Here is a 17,630-nt window from a genome sequence, read left to right as displayed (position 1 = left end):
CGGGTTCCTTAATTCTTTCGTTGTTTAATTTTCAAGGTCCTGGTTTCGCGCTGTATATTCTGTCGAATATCGTGAACGCGCTTTGTTATAATATCACGTTTTCTGCTGACTGTCAACAACTTTTTCAAATTATTGATTTTTGCAGTTTCCGCGCTGCACTCCAGCGCAGGTTTTTAATGATATCATACTTTTTGTGGCTTGTCAATAACGTATTTCCTTGCATTCATTGGAATGTTTTGGAGTTATTTCCCCGCTTTAATCGGCGCGGTTGTTTTATAATATCATAGCTTCCGACACTTGTCAACAACTTTTTCCCTTGCATTCATCAGGAATGTTTTGGAGTTCCGTTGTTTTCCCGCTTCAATCGCGTAGGTTTACAATATTATCATAAGTTCTGATGCTTGTCAACAACTATAGTAGCTGCTTCCTTATATTGAAAAACGTACGGTAGGAAAGGTAGCACGCTATAAAGGAAGAAATAGCGGTTGTGGAAAGGAGCATAAAAGTAACCATAATTTGATAGCGTACAGCCAGAATAGGAGAGGTGCCTGCCAGAATAAGGCCCGTCATCATACCGGGAAGAGAAACCACTCCCAGCGTCTTAGCGGAATCGATTGTAGGAATCATACCCGTTCGTATGGAATTCCGTATGATATCAATGGAGGAGGGCAGTATATCAGCCCCCAGGGAAAGTTTGGTTTCAACTTCTTCCCTTTTGTCTTTAAAATCGGTGGTTATTTGTCTGTAGCACAAGCCAAGCGCCACCATTGCATTACTGATAATCATACCGCTGATTGGAATAACCTGACTTGCTGTATATTGAATTGCGCCGGATAAAACAAGAACGGACAAGGTAATACCCGCGCCAAAAACGATTGCTATGAAAGAGATCAGAAAACCGTTTTTGATATTTTTACCTCTTTTAGCCGCATTGTATGCTGCATTAATCGTCATAAACAAAACAAATAAAGTGATAAAGACGGGGCTGTTCAGGCCGAAAATGTACTGAAGAAGGTAACCAACGGCCACAAGCTGAACAATTGCTCTTAAAACGGAGATAACAATCTCTTTTTCAAGTTTCAGTTTTTGCGAATAGGAGAATATCAGCGAAACAACGACGAGCAGAGAAGCGATTAGTAATGACTGAATACTAAGATTGGCTCCGTTCATTTTAACATCTCCAGTGATTTTATTTGACCATTATCAATGGTAAGCAATTTATCGGCATATTTTCTGCTCTGTGCGGGATTATGCGTGACCCATAGAATCGTAATACCCTCTCCATTTAAAATTTGGATTGCCTTTTCAACAATTTCCGTATTGTCAATATCCAGTGCGGAAGTTATTTCATCAAGCAAAAGTACTTCCGGTTTGAAAAGCAATATCCGAATCAGAGCAATTCTTTGTTTTTCGCCGCCTGAAAGGTTTTTTATATTCTGATTGAGACAATCCGGCCCCATATTAAATCTGGACAATAACATATTTATACGATCGCTGTCCATTTTTTGATTGCGTATTAAATAAGGATAATTCAAATTTTCCTCTATTGTATCACCAAACAATAGAGGAGTTTGAAAGCAGTAACCGATCTTCTTTCTCAGTTCAATCGGATTCTGCTGCATAATATTTGTCCCGTTGACGAGTAGGATTCCCTCTGTAGGGCTGATGAGGTGGCAGCACAGTTTTAGGAATGTACTTTTCCCGCTGCCGGACGGACCCACGATGGATATGTAATCTCCGGCATCAATTTGAACGGAAATATCCCTTAAGATCGCTTTTTCACCGGCTTGATAGGTTACATGCTGAAATTCAATCTGAGACATGTTCTTCCCTCTGTTTCCCTTAGTAGGTTCTAAGTTTTTCTATTTAATTTGAACTTCAAATCAATTAATAGCAGTTATTGCATTTTTAAATATTTTTCATTGCATCGGATAAAAACTGCCAAATGTGATACATAAGCATCCCGTTTACGTTTTCCGGCGTTATCCGGCGAATATCATAGTTTTATTTGTTTCAGCAAGCCAATCTCTCCGCATGCCTGCAACATAATAAATGCAAGGCAGAATTAAGCTTTTCTTTTCAATTTGTTTTTTATAAATGCAACAATCGCAGGAGTAATTGAAATTCCGATAATGGCAATTACCACAAGGCTGAAGTGGCTTTTTACATAACTGATATTTCCGAAAAAATAGCCGATTCCAAAAAGCAGAGACACCCACGTAATGCCGCCAATTACATTATATATTAGGAATTTACGGTAAGGCATCCTGCCTGCCCCTGCAACAAACGGGGCAAATGTCCGGATAATCGGTATAAAGCGCGCAATCGTAATGGTTTTGCCTCCATGTATTGTTAAAAACTCCTGTGCCTTGTCAATGTTCTCCGTTTTAACAAGCGGGATTTTTTCACGGTCCTGAACTTTCTGCCGCAGCAGATGGCCGATATGATAGTTAAGGGTATCCCCTGTGACAGCGGCGATATACAGCAATACGATAATGAGCGGAACATTGATCGGCCCGCCGGCAGCCGCAATTGCGCCCGCAGCAAACAGAAGCGAATCTCCGGGAAGGAAGGGCGTGACTACCAAACCTGTTTCAATAAATATAGTAATGAAAAGGAACACATAAGCCCACACATTATATTGATTCACCAATACAGAAAGGTACTTATCAAGGTGAAGAAAAAGATTCACAATATTATTAAAATCCAATAGCAATACTCCAAACTATAATTTCACTCTCATAATAATACAGAAATATATTTTATTATACCCCATACTTTTAAACAAAAAATAAACAGCGCATGTAGAAATCGTAAAAACAGGTGCTGATGCGTTATATTATCTTCAAAATTCATCATAATAAAAATTCTCTATAAGATAATTGCTTGCAAATGATATTGCATCACGTTTTAAACCCAACGTTACAATTCCCTGCAATGCCGCAGAAAGGAAACAGATAGAATTTTAAAAGGCACAAATTAAGATGAGTGACGGCAATATATAAATTATACACTTAATGGTTCCCGTTCGTCTATCCGCCGCAAATAAATTCGACTTCGGTATCGCGTACGCAAAAAGCCGTCCTTTCCGAATTTCAGCTGGGAAGAGCGGTTTTTTCACTACTCGGCTTTACAAAAGCCTAAAAAGGAAATTTAAACAGTGCTGCAAACTGTGTTTCATTTAAAAATGGTTCGGCATGCCGTTCATCAGGCTAACGTTACCGCTCAAGGTGCATCCTTTCCTGAGGACATTTTCCCAACAACGGAAGCAGCCAAGTTTAACTTGTAATAATACAACTTGTACATACAAATATTTAGATTTATTTAAAAAATTATCAAATTCATATTGACAAGTTGAAGTCTTTAAGCTATATTATGAATACAAACAGGCTTCGCCATGGATATAAACTGTGTATTTTGTTATATTTCCGCTGAATGTAGCGGTTTTATAAAAAGTTGTATTAATAACATGTAAGGAGCGAGAGAGAATGAAAAGGATCAAAAGACTGACGGCAATTGTTCTTACGGCATGTATGCTTTTGCTGACCGCAGCATGCGGTTCAGGGGCAAGTACATCAACAGCAGCAAATGCTCAGCCGGCCGCTTCCCAGAAAACACAGGCTTCCGCAGCAGCAAGCGGCCAAAAAGTCGGTGTAGCAATGCCAACCAAGTCCTCCGAACGTTGGATTCGCGACGGGAACAATATGAAGGATCAACTTGAGAAGCTGGGCTACACAGTTGATTTGCAGTATGCGGAGGATGATGTTCAGGCGCAGGTTTCCCAGATTGAAAACATGATTACAGGCGGCGCAAAATGCCTGGTAATCGCCTCCATCGATTCCAGCGCCCTGGTAAATGTCCTTGCGGAAGCAAAGAAGAACAACATTCCGGTTATCGCATATGACCGTCTGCTTATGGACACCGACGCAGTTTCGTATTATGCAACCTTTGACAACAAAGGCGTGGGCACTTTGATCGGCAAATACATAGAAGAAAAAATGGGCCTGAAGGACGGCAAAGGTCCTTTCAACATTGAACTTTTCGCGGGTTCCCCCGACGACAACAACGCACATTTCCTTAACACCGGCGCCATGGAAGTTCTTCAGCCCTATATTGACAGCGGTAAGCTGAAGGTTCTTTCCGGCCAGACTGAATTTGATAAAATCTGCACCCTCCGCTGGTCGCAGGAAACTGCCCAGAAAAGGATGGAAGACATTCTGTCTGGTTATTACAGCACCGGCAAAAACGTAGACATCGTGCTAAGCCCGTTTGACGGTATTTCCTACGGTATTGCGGCTGCTCTGGAAGGCGCAGGCTACAAGGTCGGCACAAAGTGGCCTATCATCACCGGTCAGGACGCGGAAACAATGGCTGTTAAAAACATTAAATCCGGCAAACAAACCATGACGGTATTTAAAGACACGCGCATACTTGCCGCAAAATGCGTTACCATGGTCCAGGCCGTTATGGAAGGCAAACAGCCGGAAATTAATGACACGAAATCCTACAACAACGGCAAACTGGTTGTTCCATCCTACCTCTGCACACCTGTTGCAATCACCAAAGACAATATTCAAAAGGAATTGATTGATTCCAACTATTACAAGGAATCGGATATTTCCTGATTCGTTTGAGATTGAAAATTTGGGCGGCAGTGTACAGCTGTCGCTCAACCTATTACTATCACAGGAGCGAGGTGCGTAGCATGGCTGATGTCATCCTGGAAATGAAACATATCACAAAGGAATTTTCCGGGGTAAAGGCCTTGGACGATGTAAATCTTACGGTGGAAAGGGGCGAGATTCACGCCCTTTGCGGGGAAAACGGAGCTGGGAAATCCACCCTGATGAACATATTGTCCGCGGTTTACCCTTACGGTGATTATTCCGGTGAAATTCTTTATAACGGCGAGGAAGGGAAATTCCGTGACATCCGGGACAGCGAGCGGAAAGGCATTGTTATTATCCATCAGGAGCTTGCTTTAAGCCCGTATCTTTCGATCGCAGAAAACGTATTTCTGGGCAATGAAATTACAAATATAAACAACGTGATTGATTGGAGCAAGACAAGGCAGAAAGCGAAGGAAATTCTGGAAAAAATCGGCCTGCCGGATGAAAATGTAAACCTGCCGGTCAACAAACTGAGCGTCGGCAAACAGCAGCTTGTCGAAATTGCGAAAGCGCTGGCCAAAAAAGTGGAGCTGCTGATTCTGGACGAACCCACGGCTTCCCTGAATGACGAAGACAGCAAAAAGCTGCTGAATATTATACTGGGCTTAAAAGAGCGCGGAATTACCTGCATTATGATCTCCCATAAGCTGAATGAACTCAGCCAGGTAGCGGACAGCATCACGGTCATCCGCGACGGGAAAACCATTGAAACCCTGAAAAAAGGGAAAGACGACCTGAACGAAGACCGGATTATCAAAGGGATGGTCGGCCGTGAACTGACAAACCGGTACCCTCCCCGCGAAAGTAAGTTGGGGGATGTCGCGTTTGAGGTCAGGGATTGGACGGTGCACCACCCGGACGATCCCGAACGCGTTGTACTCAAGGATGTGAATTTCAATGTCAGAAAAGGCGAAGTGGTTGGTTTTGCCGGGCTGATGGGCGCCGGACGCACGGAGCTTGCCATGAGCATTTTCGGCAAATCTTACGGAACCAGCATTTCCGGAGAGATCTATAAAGACGGGAAAAAGCTCGTTTTGCGCGATGTTCAGGATGCCATACGCAACGGAATCGCCTATACTTCGGAGGACCGTAAGGATTACGGTTTGGTTCTGATCAACGATGTTCGCTGGAATATGACGCTTTCCAGCCTGCGCGACCGCTTTTCCAGGCATTGGGTCATTGACAAAAACGAAGAAATCGTGGCTGCCGAAGAATACCGTAAAAAGCTCAATATTAAAACGCATTCCATCAAACAGATTACGGGTTCCCTCTCCGGCGGAAACCAGCAGAAAGTGGTTCTTTCCAAATGGATTCTTACCAACCCCGACGTTTTGATTCTGGATGAGCCAACGCGGGGAATTGACGTAGGCGCGAAATATGAAATTTACGAGATCATCAATGACCTCGCGAAAGCGGGAAAAGCAGTCATCTTTATTTCTTCCGAGATGCCGGAGCTTCTTGGCATCTGCGACCGGATTTATGTTCTAAACCAGGGCGAAATAGCCGGTGAACTGGATAAGGAAGATTTTTCTCAGGAAATGATTATGAAAATCATTATGTCACATACCAGAAGGGAGAAGCCGACGATATGAATACTTCAAGTCTTGCAAAGAAAAAATCCGGCAGCACGGATATCAAGCAATACGGAATGCTGATTGCTCTTATTTTAATTTATTCTATTTTTAATCTGCTTTCAGGCGGCAAAAATGTCAGCCCAATGAACATTAACAACCTGATTATGCAGAACAGCTATGTTGTTATCCTTGCGGTCGGCATGCTGCTCTGCGTATTGACCGGCAATGTCGACCTTTCCGTCGGCTCTGTGGTTGCCTTTACCGGCGCCGCGTGCGCCATCATGGTTTTAGACCTTCATATTCCCACTCCCGCCGCGTTTCTGGGGATTCTTGTGTGCGGGCTTCTGGTCGGTGCGTGGCAGGGTTTCTTTATCGCCTATCTGAAGGTTCCGGCATTCGTCGTAACGCTTGCAAACATGCTGATTTTCCGCGGGCTTACCATGGTTATTCTCGGCGGCCAGACAAAGGGCCCGCTGCCTACGGAATATATACAGATCGGCGCGGGCTATCTGCCGGAAATTTACACTAATATCGGCGGGCAGAAGATTGAGCTGCTTTCCATATTGGCTGGATTTATTGCTTCCCTGATTGTTATTTACCTGGAAATCCGCTCTGTCAATAAGAAAAAATCCTACGGATTTGAAGTACCTGCCGCGTGGCAGGAGGTACTGAAGCTTGCCGTCATCATTTTGATTATTAATTTTTTTACTGTTAAGCTTTCCCTCTACAACGGTCTGCCGGTCGTTCTTGCTCTGATGCTGGTACTGATTATTATCTACACCTTTATTACCAACAACACGGTTCCGGGCCGTCAGATTTACGCCGTGGGCGGAAATGAGAAAGCGGCAAGGCTTTCCGGTATCAAAACCCAGCGCGTGATGTTCTGGATTTACGTGAGCATGGGCCTTATGAGTGCTTTGGCCGGCATCGTTCTTTCCGCCAGAAATGCATCTGCCACCCCGAAAGCGGGCGATGGTTTTGAACTTGACGCAATTGCATCCTGTTACATAGGCGGCGCGGCCGCACTCGGCGGAAGCGGCACAATTCTTGGTGCAGTGATCGGTGCTCTGATCATGGGTGTGCTGAATAACGGAATGTCACTGATTGGCTGGTCCGTCGATATCCAGCGGGTTGTGAAGGGCCTGGTCCTTCTGGGCGCTGTAACAATCGATCTGATTTCAAAGAAGAAGGCTTCCTGATTTGTCTGCTGGTGCTGCTCAGATGTATTGACAATTTATAAAACATTCATGTATCATGGTTTCAATAATAATGGTAAAAAGGAGAAACAGCACTGCGATGGAAATGCCGAAATATATGACTCTGGTCACCTGGATCAAAAATAAAATCGAATCAGGAGAACTAACATACGGCGAAAAGCTGTATTCCGAAAACGAGCTGAGCACCATGTTCGGTATCAGCCGGCAGACGGTTCGGCAGGCGATCAATATCCTGGTACAGGACAAATATCTCGAAAGCAGGCAGGGCAGCGGCACCTACGTCGTTTTCAACGCATCGGTCAAACGCGAACCAACCATGACCATCGGTGTAGTTACCACCTATGTGGGCGCGTACATTTTTCCGCAGATTATCCGTGGAATTGAAGATGTCCTGACAAAGAGCGGATATTCCATGCAGCTTGCCTTCACGCATAACAAGGTTCAGAATGAAAGTAGGGTGCTGCGCTCCATGCTGGAAAAAGGCGTGGACGGAATGATTATTGAGCCGACTCAAAGTGGCCTGCCAAATCCGAATTTTGAAATTTATGAAGAAATCCAGCGGCAAAGGATTCCGGTGTTATTTATCAACAGCAGCTATCCGGGCATTAAAATACCGCATGTGTCCATGAATGACCACGCAGCCGGGCTGCTTGCCACACAGTACCTGATTCATGCAGGCCACAAGCGGATTGCGGGCATTTTTAAGTCGGATGACCATCAGGGGCATTTACGCTACGCCGGGTATCTGGATGCTCTGCTGAAAGCAGGGTATGAAATCCATGATGAAAACGTGCTCTGGTATTCCACACAGGATATCCCCGATTTTTCGAAGTTTGTTGGGATTATCCTGCGGCGTATAGAGGGCTGCACCGGGCTGCTGTGCTATAACGATGAGGTTGCCATGCAGATCGTGGATATGATGAAAAAAAACGGCATTGCGGTTCCGGAGGATCTTTCCCTGGTAAGTATCGATAATTCGGATCTTGCGGATCTTTGCGAGGTGCCGCTTACTTCGGTGGCACACCCCATGAATGTTTTAGGAGAAACCGCCGCGCAAAACCTGCTGCACCTGATTCAGGACCATACGTTTAAGGCCACGGTTGATTTTGAACCGGCGATTGTAGAGCGTAAGTCCGTCAGAGTGCTTGTATAAGACAGAAGACAGAAGGGGCTGAAAAGCCTTTCTGTTTTCAGCAAAGTTGTACGTACATTTTTTTACGAATGGAGGATGTTGTGATGGCAAACTATACAATAGGAGTTGACTATGGCACGCTTTCCGGCCGGGCGGTTTTGGTGGATGCTAAGACCGGAAAAGAACTTGCCTCTTCCGTTTACGAGTATCCCCACGCGGTAATGGATAAAACTCTGCCGGACGGGACGCCGCTCGGCAGGGATTGGGCGCTGCAGGACCCGCAGGATTACCTTGACGTACTGGCTCATACCATCCCGGCGATTCTGAAGGAATCCGGCGTATCTCCGGACGATGTAATCGGAATCGGAACAGACTTTACAGCCTGCACGGTTCTGCCGGTAAAAGCGGACGGAACGCCGCTGAGTTTTCTTCCGGTGTACAAAAAACGCCCTCATGCCTACGTGAAGCTCTGGAAGCACCACGCCGCGCAGGATAAGGCTAACCGGCTCAATGAAATTGCAAAGGAAAGAAACGAACCGTGGCTGAAAAACTACGGCGGGAAAATTTCTTCGGAATGGGCAATCCCCAAAATTTGGCAAATCGTTGAAGAAGACCCGGAGATATACGATGCAATGGATCGGTTCATCGAAGCGGCGGACTGGATTATCTGGCAGCTTTGCGGAAAAGAAACGCGCAATTCCTGCACCGCAGGCTATAAAGAAATGTGGAACAGGCGCACGGGCTTTCCCTCTAACGACTTTTTCAAGGCGCTTCATCCGAAACTGGAGCATGTGGTGGATGAAAAACTTTCCCGCGACATCCTTCCGCTTGGAGACAGGGCGGGTACGTTGACCCCGGCGGCAGCAAAGCTGACCGGCCTGAAGGAGGGCACCGCGGTTGCTGTGGGAAATGTGGACGCGCATGTGTGCGTGCCCGCAGTCGGAATCGACGGGCCTTCCAAAATGCTTGCGATTATAGGTACCTCCACCTGCCATATTATGATGGGCGAAGAGGAACGTCAGGTGCCGGGTATGTGCGGCGTAGTGGAAAACGGCGTCATGCCGGGTTATTTCGGCTATGAGGCCGGGCAGTCCTGCGTAGGGGACCATTTTGCATGGTTTATTGACAACTGCCTGCCGGCTTCCTATTATGAGGAAGCGAAACGGCAGAATAAAAAGATTCATGCGTACCTGCGGGAGAAAGCCGAAAAGCTGCACCCCGGGGAAAGCGGCCTCCTTGCGTTGGATTGGTGGAACGGGAACCGCTCGGTTCTGGTCGATGTTGATTTGAGCGGTATGATCCTGGGAATGACACTCCAGACCAAACCGGAAGAAATTTACCGCGCGCTGATTGAGGCAACCGCCTATGGTACGCGCATCATTATTGAAAATTACCGTGAGCATGGCGTTCCGGTGAAAGAGTTTTTCGCCTCCGGCGGGATTTCACAAAAAGACCCAATGACCATGCAGATTTATGCGGATGTGATTAAAATGCCCGTGAAGATTGCAGGTTCGCTTCAGGGGCCCGCGCTCGGTTCCGCGATTTTCGCTTCCGTCGCGGCGGGCAAGGAAGCCGGCGGCTACGACAGTGTGTTTGAAGCGGCCCGCGCAATGGGGAAAATCAAAGATACAATCTATTATCCGATTCCCGAAAACTCAGAGCGGTATGATGCGCTGTTCAAGGAATACCGCATCCTGCACGACTATTTCGGGCGCGGCGGGAATGATGTGATGAAGCACCTGAAAGCGATGAAGCAGAAATAACGATTCAAATTAGAAATAATCGGAGGATACATATGTCAGCTTTAAAAAAATACGAATTCTGGTTTGTGGTTGGAAGCCAGGATCTTTACGGAGAAGATGTGCTGAAAACCGTTGACCGGCATTCCCAAATTATGATAGACGAGTGGAACACCGACCCGTCCATTCCCTGCACACTGGTTTTTAAGCCCGTGGTGCGCAATTCGGAAGAAATCTATAAGGTTATCACAGAGGCAAATAATGCTCCCCGATGCGCGGGCATTATTACCTGGATGCATACCTTTTCCCCGTCAAAAATGTGGATTCGCGGATTTTCGGTCCTGCAGAAGCCGCTGCTTCACCTCAACACCCAGTTCAACCGCGACATTCCGTGGGACAGTATCGACATGGATTTCATGAATCTGAACCAGTCCGCCCACGGCGACAGGGAGCATGGATTTATCCTTGCGCGCATGCGCATTGCGCAGAAAGTTATTTCCGGCTACTGGAAGGATGCGGCGATGCGCGAACGCATGGGGCGCTGGATGCGGGCGGCGGTCGGAGCATTTGAAAGCCGCAGGCTTCGCGTGCTCCGCATCAGCGACAATATGCGTGAAGTGGCTGTAACGGACGGCGACAAGGTGGAAGCGCACATCAAATTCGGCTGGCAGGTTGACCATTACGGCGTTGGCGATATCATCCGTATGGTAGAAGCCGTCACCGAAGAGGAAATTGACGCCCAGATGGAAGCATACACGGAAGTTTACGATATGGCGACGGATAACCTCGAAGCCGTACGCTATCAGGCACGGGAAGAAGTGGCGCTTCGGAAGTTTATGGAAGAAGGAAAGTTTGGCGCCTTCCACACCAATTTTCAGGATTTGCAGCAGCTTCGCCAATTGCCCGGCCTTGCCGCACAGGATTTAATGCGCCTGGGATATGGCTTTGCCGGGGAAGGCGACTGGAAAACCGCGGCGCTCTGCCGCATTATAAAGCTCATGACGGCCGATTGCCGGGGCGGCACGGCTTTTATGGAGGATTATACTTATAATTTTGACCCGGAGTGCGGAATGAACATGGGCGCCCATATGCTTGAGGTGTGCCCGACGGTTGCCGCGGAACGCCCCAAAATCAAGGTGGTTCCGCTTGGAATCGGTGACCGCGAAGATCCGGCGCGTCTCACCTTCAAGGCGAAGGCAGGCCCGGCGGTGCTTGCGACGATTATCGATATGGGCGATCGGTTCCGCATGATTGTCAACGATGTGGAATGTCAGGAGCAGGTTCACGAAATGCCGAAGCTCCCGGTGGCGGCCGTTCTCTGGAAGCCGCTCCCGAACCTTGAAACCTCCGCGGAAGCGTGGATTTACGCGGGGGGCGCGCACCATTCCGTCATCAGTTATTCGATTACGGCGGAAGAGCTGCGCGATTTTGCTGAAATTATGGATATTGAGTTTATTCATATTGGTAAGGAAACCAAGATCGACGAGCTTCGTAAGGAACTCACATGGAACGATCTGGTCTGGAAGCTGAAAAAATAATCCGGAAGGGATGAAAACGAATGTTGGAAGAATTGAAAGAACAGGTTTGTGAAGCGAACCGCCAGCTTCCCATCCACAATCTGGTGATATTCACATGGGGGAATGTTTCCGGAATCGATCGCAAATCCGGACTGTTTGTAATTAAACCCTCCGGCGTGGAATACGACAGACTCCGGCCAAAGGATATGGTTGTAATGAATCTGAACGGTGAAAAAGTGGAGGGCGACCTGAATCCGTCCTCCGACACACCGACACACTGCATCCTGTACAGAAATTTTTCCGCCGTAGGCGGAATTGTCCATACCCACTCCCGATGGGCGACGATCTGGGCACAGACGGGACAGTCCATTCCGGCTTACGGCACCACGCACGGCGACTATTTTTACGGGTCCATTCCCTGCACCAGAAAGATGACCCCGGAAGAGATCGCAGGCGCTTATGAAGCGGAAACCGGCAAGGTGATTGTAGAAACTTTCAAGGGAGCGGACCCCGCTAATATCCCTGCCGTCCTGGTGCATTCTCACGGACCCTTTACCTGGGGAAAGGATTGCTTTGAGGCGGTGCATAATTCCGTGGTACTGGAAGAACTGGCTATGATGGCCTGGCACACGCGGGCAATGGCTGAAGGTTCAGATGAAGCGATGCAGCATGAGCTGCTCGACAAACACTTTTTGCGCAAACATGGCTCGCACGCGTATTACGGACAAAATAGCTAATAAGAAACTTCCTCCATATTTTACTGAGGCCATGGCGAATTTGCCATGGCCTCAAAAAATACTTTCACCCTTAATGATAATTTTGGTTTAATATTGCGATAAGCCCATATCTCTATGAGCTTATCAGAACTTTAAACAATTTGGCTTCGGAGGCTGGGTTGGAGCCAGCCTCCATCGGGCTATGAGCGGCAACTATAATGTAGCGTATAAATCCACAAGCGAATCCAAAAGTTTCCCGCATACATTCTTGTAATCGTCGATAATCGCGGCATCCGATTGGGCAATAATCAATGCGTCCCGGTTGGTATTGACGGATAAAATAAAGTCCGCGTTTTCGATACCGACATAAAATGCCGCCGCGCCGGATACCCCAAGGGTAACACAAATTTTCGGTGCGAATGTTTGTCCCGACACACCGATTGTTTCCCCGAGCTTTGCCCAGCCACGGATCGCAACCGGGCGCGTCACGCCAAAATTGAAGCCATGCTCCCTGGCGTAATTTCGGAAATACTCGATTTCCTCGCATGTTTCGACTCCCATACCGCAGGCTATCAAGACCTTCGAATTCCCCTGCTTGCCGGCCTTGCTTACTGGTTTCTGCGATAAAATATACTCGGAGTTTTCCATGCTTCTGAGAGGAAAAAACTCAAAGGCCGCACCGGACGGAGCCGTCAGGATTTTCTCATAGCCGCGCAGGCTGATCACGAACGGCGCCTTTATTTCGTGCTCCAATATCAGGTTGTTGTTATATGAAAGACGTTTACAGAGAATACCCGTTCCGTTGGGCGTCACGGAAAAAACGTTGGTGAGACAGCGTCTGTCCAGATACGCGGCAAGAAGTACCGCAATATCGTTTGCAAGCTCGCTTTCCTCTATAACTACACCATCGAATTTTCCGCCGATAATCAGCGCAGAGATTTCATCCGCAACAGGAACCGCAGAAATAAAATGAAAGCGCTGGGCATAAACCCTGCCGGCAAAATCCTGTTTCACCGCATCCTCGTAAAACTTTTCCGCGCCGTAAAGATAGCTTTCGCATTCATAGCCGAAGCTTTCAAAATATCCGTTAAGGGTTCTCTGGCGCAGAGCTGCGGCTTCAATAGCATCTGTACCGTCAATATGTACGATCGTCAAAAGCTTCACGCTTCACCAAGCCTCCCCTTAAGGAATTTTCCCTGTATATCATCAACAGCCTCACTCCCGCTGTACGGGCTTAAATAGCCGCCCCGCCTTCTGTCGGGTATAACCGCTCGCATCGGTTCGGGGAACATCGCACAGCTCGTTTCTGCCGGCTTAAAATGTTCAAGCGGGAGGTCTTTGCACTTCATCCGCTGTTTCAGCGTCGGTACTCTGAGCTTGCTGATAACCGCATTGCCAATGCTCAGAACAACCGGCAGTGCCACTGTCTGCTCATACACGTCACCGTCGTTTGTCACCGTCACGGTTAAAGTCCCATCGTCACAAAATTTTACATCGATTACAGACGAAATCAATGGGCGGCCCGTTAAAACAGACACCAGCTGTGCTGTGGCGGAGTTGTTCCCATTGGGTGCTTCCTTGCCCATTACAATAATATCCTGTGGGTTTTCACCGACATATTCCGCAATCGTCTGTGCAACCATACACGGAGAATAACGAAATTCGTCCTCGTCCTTCTTTACAAGAACACAGTGTTCATAGCCCAGAGCCTTTAATGTTCTTAAATACATTTCACTTGCATCACCGCCTATGGTAAATGCGGTTTTCTCTATATTTGGCTCAAGGCCTTCCGATTTTTCAGAAAGCCTTATCCCAAACTCCAAACCGCTTTCGTCGAAGCAATTGATCATATTGGGGAGGAAGGAAGTTTCGAGTCCCTTCCCCCCGCTGATTTCAAAATCCTGCTGACGAAGCTTATCCATGTCGGGACACAGCTTGAAGCAAGTTAGTAGTTTCATTTTATTTTTTCTCTATATAATAAGGAAGAATGTCCCCGGGGTTCATGATTCCGTTGGGGTCAAATGCAGCCTTAATCTTCTTCAGCATAGGCAGGGCAGAACCGTGCTCCTGATCAATCCAGTGAATTCTGTGCTTTCCGACGCCGTGATGGTGGCACATGGAACCGCCCGCCTTAATTGTCTCTTCACAAATAATTTTCTTGATGGGCAGATGATATTTGTTGATTTCCTCCTCAGGAGTACAGTCAACAACATTGTACCAGTAAACGAAGTATAAGTTCATGCCGTTAGAATAGCAGTGGGAACCGTGTGCTCCGAAGATTGTGATATCCGGAATTTCCTCTACAACGCGTTTTTTGCATACATTGTAAATCTGCTCCACAGCACTCCAGGGAGCGGAAATCTCGGTTGTGCAGCATACATTGTTTGTCTCCAGAACCTCTTTGCGTTCCTCCTCGATCCGTGCCGCATCCCAGTTGAGATTTGCAAACCAGTTTTCAATCAGCTTTGTTTCAACCGGTGTGCATTCCGAATGCTTAGCCATAATCGCGCGGATCCCTTCCGCATTGGCGTGTGATACCAGTTGGGGGCCTTCCGTTACAAATACCATAACGCATTTACCGGGTGCAAAGTGAGAGAAATGCTCCTTGCCGTCCTCTGCGTCATACAGACGTGCTACGGATGGACGATAACCTGCCACCATAATCTCCCGCATGATTTTCATACCGTCCTGCATTTTGTCCAGTGTAAAGCCGAGGACTTCCTGATATTCGGGATAATACTTCCAGAGCTTTACCGTAACCCTCGTGATGAAGTTTGTCGTACCCTCGTTTCCGAGTACAATGTGGCGGATATCGGGGCCCGCGGAGCGGCGGGGAACCGCCTTAATATCACAAATCTGCCCATCCGGAAATACTGTTTCAACACCCGCAAGCATATCCTCGATGCCGCCGTACAGAGTTGAAAACTGACCGATTGAACGTGTGGCAACCAAACCACCCATCATAGCGATGGGCTTGGACTGGGGAGAATGGCCTGTTGTCAGACCGTACTTGCGAACCGCATTCTCCAAGTCCTCCAATACGACACCGCACTCAGCAGTAGCCTGCATATTGACTTCGTCGATGTTGAGAATTTTATTCATGTGTGAGCCGTCCAGTACAATCGTACCGTCCAGAATTGTTTCCAGGCCGCCCTCCGTTGCGGAATGACCGGTTCTGGGAACAACATATACGCCCTTGGCGTTGCAAAAACGCAGAACCTCGCTGACTTCTTCGGCGGAGTTTACGAATACGACTGCTGCGGGCAGAGGATTTGTATATACGTGATGATATCAAGTACATTGCGTACCATAAGAAAAAGGGGCTGTTCGCCCCAGTTTCCTACAATTATTCTTCAATCATATCCGCAATGAAATGCAGAAGAAACGGAATATCATATGAAGTGAATGTTTCCGGTAGTTCTCCAGTTTGCATTAATTCTTCAATCCGCTTGGAGTCAGCCATATCCGTTGGCAATATTTGCGGCATCAACACTTTATTCAAACCATTCTGTTCAGCCTGCTGTGATAGATTTCTCAAAGTATCCACTAATTCCTGTCTTTTCATAAAAAATCCTCCCGGTTTTGAATTTACAACATTCATCACTCCAAAGGGAAAATTAGTCAAGCGGCTTTTGAACCTGCTCATATGGAATTTTCTTATCGCCACGTAAGAGGAAGACTGCATTTGCTGAGCCAACTTTATCAATATATCGCTTCACGATAACATCAACATATTGTGGGTCAAGTTCCATCAATAAGGATTTTCGGTCGGTATTTTCACAGGCGATTAAAGTAGTGCCACTGCCTCCAAACAAATCCAATACTGTTTCCCCACGATAGGAACTGTTTGTAATCATTTTTTGCATTAATTCAATCGGCTTCATTGTTGGATGTAAGTCAGATTTACTAGGTCTTTGAAAGTCCCATACATCTGACTGTGTTCTATCATCAAGCTGATGGATTCTTGGTGCATTATCAAGCCAACCATAAAATATCGGTTCATATTTGGTGTGATAATCCTTTCGAGACAACACAAGCCTGTCTTTGTTCCAAATGATTGTAGACGACCAGTGAAACCCACAATTCGAAAGAACATCCATCATATTGCCCCATTCTTGAGCCGACATGAAAGAATAGAGCATCGCCCCGCTTTCTGCAACAGATGCAATATTTGAAAATGCTTTGAATAGGAAGTCATGAAAATCATCTTTCCCCATAGCATCATTCATAATACTTCGTTTTCTCCAACTAGGATGTTGAGTCGCACCATAGTCCACATTATATGGAGGATCAGTACAAATCAATTTTATCTCCCCACCATCAGCCAATTTTTGAACATCTGCCAAAATGGTACTGTCACCGCACATCAACCGGTGTTCTCCTAAGAGCCAGACATCACCCTTTTGTGAAACTGGTTTTTCCGGCAACTCAATTTCAAATTCATCATCTTTTGATGTATCAGTCTGTTTTCCTAAGTATTCATCCCATAACTTTTCCGCTTCACTCATATCAAAGCCGGTCAGTTCCACACTGTAGTCCTGTTTTTGTAAATCATCAAGCAATTTGGAAAGCTGTTCAAAATCCCATTCACCGCTGATTTTATTGAGGGCAATGTTCAATGCTTTTTCTTTGGTTTTATCAATCTCAAGCACAACACACTCTATTTCGGTATAGCCTAAATCTTTCAATACAGAATATCGCTGGTGGCCTCCGATAATCGTCATATCAGAATTTACTATGATCGGTTCAGCAAACCCAAACTCTTTGATGCTGTTTTTGATTTTTTCATATTCTTTATCTTCCGGCTGCAGCTTTTTTCGTGGATTATATTCGGCAGGAACTAATTTATCAATTGCAATTTTTCTAAACTCCATTATTGTTCCTCTCCCGTAACCTTGAACCACAGTTTTTGGACAAATTGGCCTATCTCAGCAAATGGGATGTGTTTATCACACCATCTAACCAACTTATTAACCATGAATGAAACTGCCATATAAAATCCAACGTAAATCAAAAAGCCAAGTAGACCAATGAAAAAATTCGCTGTGTCTGTTAAAAGTAACCT

General features: G+C 46.5%; 15 protein-coding genes. 7 read left to right on the top strand and 8 right to left on the bottom strand.

Annotation, left to right across the window (positions count from 1 at the left end):
* Positions 1–411 precede the first annotated feature (411 nt).
* From OUY18_RS09580 to OUY18_RS09570, 3 genes are all read right to left on the bottom strand, one after another.
* A complete protein-coding gene (locus tag OUY18_RS09580) occupies positions 412–1,170 on the bottom strand; it encodes an ABC transporter permease (RefSeq protein WP_268058551.1) in 759 nt (252 codons plus the stop codon).
* Entirely contained in the window at positions 1,167–1,823 is a 657-nt protein-coding gene (locus OUY18_RS09575) for an ABC transporter ATP-binding protein (protein WP_268058550.1), read from the bottom strand. The genes OUY18_RS09580 and OUY18_RS09575 overlap by 4 nt, the downstream gene beginning before the upstream one ends.
* A 242-nt stretch (positions 1,824–2,065) precedes the next feature.
* On the bottom strand, positions 2,066–2,710 hold the full coding sequence (locus OUY18_RS09570) for a VTT domain-containing protein (protein WP_268058549.1): 645 nt from the start codon (positions 2,708–2,710) through the stop codon (positions 2,066–2,068).
* A 778-nt stretch (positions 2,711–3,488) separates the two neighbouring features.
* Between OUY18_RS09570 and chvE the strand changes: the two genes are divergently transcribed.
* The 7 genes from chvE to araD all read left to right on the top strand — a co-directional run bounded on the left by chvE (position 3,489) and on the right by araD (position 12,586).
* On the top strand, positions 3,489–4,625 hold the full coding sequence (chvE, locus tag OUY18_RS09565) for a multiple monosaccharide ABC transporter substrate-binding protein (protein ID WP_268058548.1): 1,137 nt from the start codon (positions 3,489–3,491) through the stop codon (positions 4,623–4,625).
* Between the two features lie 80 nt (positions 4,626–4,705).
* Entirely contained in the window at positions 4,706–6,262 is a 1,557-nt protein-coding gene (mmsA, locus tag OUY18_RS09560) for a multiple monosaccharide ABC transporter ATP-binding protein (RefSeq protein WP_268058547.1), read from the top strand.
* Entirely contained in the window at positions 6,259–7,443 is a 1,185-nt protein-coding gene (gene mmsB, locus OUY18_RS09555) for a multiple monosaccharide ABC transporter permease (protein ID WP_268058546.1), read from the top strand. The genes mmsA and mmsB overlap by 4 nt, the downstream gene beginning before the upstream one ends.
* A gap of 97 nt (positions 7,444–7,540) precedes the next feature.
* The gene (locus tag OUY18_RS09550) at positions 7,541–8,614 is read left to right on the top strand and encodes a GntR family transcriptional regulator (RefSeq protein WP_268058545.1); all 1,074 of its coding nucleotides are present in this window, start codon (positions 7,541–7,543) and stop codon (positions 8,612–8,614) included.
* A gap of 83 nt (positions 8,615–8,697) precedes the next feature.
* Complete coding sequence (locus tag OUY18_RS09545) at positions 8,698–10,356, top strand: ribulokinase (RefSeq protein ID WP_268058544.1); 1,659 nt, start codon at positions 8,698–8,700, stop codon at positions 10,354–10,356.
* 32 nt (positions 10,357–10,388) lie between these two features.
* Positions 10,389–11,870, top strand: a complete 1,482-nt coding sequence (gene araA, locus OUY18_RS09540) for an L-arabinose isomerase (protein WP_268058542.1) — start codon at positions 10,389–10,391, stop codon at positions 11,868–11,870.
* 20 nt (positions 11,871–11,890) lie between these two features.
* The gene (gene araD, locus OUY18_RS09535) at positions 11,891–12,586 is read left to right on the top strand and encodes an L-ribulose-5-phosphate 4-epimerase (RefSeq protein WP_326492989.1); all 696 of its coding nucleotides are present in this window, start codon (positions 11,891–11,893) and stop codon (positions 12,584–12,586) included.
* A gap of 192 nt (positions 12,587–12,778) precedes the next feature.
* On the opposite strand, the gene OUY18_RS09530 is transcribed toward araD, so the two are convergent.
* The 5 genes from OUY18_RS09530 to OUY18_RS09510 form a co-directional block, all read right to left on the bottom strand.
* Positions 12,779–13,729: an FAD-binding protein gene (locus tag OUY18_RS09530; RefSeq protein WP_268058541.1), complete on the bottom strand. Its 951-nt coding sequence runs from the start codon at positions 13,727–13,729 to the stop codon at positions 12,779–12,781.
* Positions 13,726–14,523 (bottom strand): electron transfer flavoprotein subunit beta/FixA family protein, encoded by a 798-nt coding sequence (locus tag OUY18_RS09525; RefSeq protein ID WP_268058540.1) that lies wholly within the window; start codon positions 14,521–14,523, stop codon positions 13,726–13,728. The genes OUY18_RS09530 and OUY18_RS09525 overlap by 4 nt, the downstream gene beginning before the upstream one ends.
* A gap of 1 nt (position 14,524) precedes the next feature.
* Positions 14,525–15,832 (bottom strand): FAD-binding oxidoreductase, encoded by a 1,308-nt coding sequence (locus tag OUY18_RS09520; protein WP_268058556.1) that lies wholly within the window; start codon positions 15,830–15,832, stop codon positions 14,525–14,527.
* Positions 15,833–15,911: 79 nt separating this feature from the next.
* Positions 15,912–16,130: a hypothetical protein gene (locus tag OUY18_RS09515; RefSeq protein ID WP_268058539.1), complete on the bottom strand. Its 219-nt coding sequence runs from the start codon at positions 16,128–16,130 to the stop codon at positions 15,912–15,914.
* 52 nt (positions 16,131–16,182) lie between these two features.
* The gene (locus OUY18_RS09510) at positions 16,183–17,439 is read right to left on the bottom strand and encodes a site-specific DNA-methyltransferase (protein WP_268058538.1); all 1,257 of its coding nucleotides are present in this window, start codon (positions 17,437–17,439) and stop codon (positions 16,183–16,185) included.
* Positions 17,440–17,630 lie beyond the last annotated feature (191 nt).

This window comes from Caproiciproducens galactitolivorans (assembly GCF_026672255.1).
In the GTDB taxonomy this organism is placed as follows: Bacteria; Bacillota; Clostridia; order Oscillospirales; family Acutalibacteraceae; genus Caproiciproducens; species Caproiciproducens galactitolivorans_A.
This window is presented reverse-complemented; position numbering and strand designations above follow the sequence as displayed.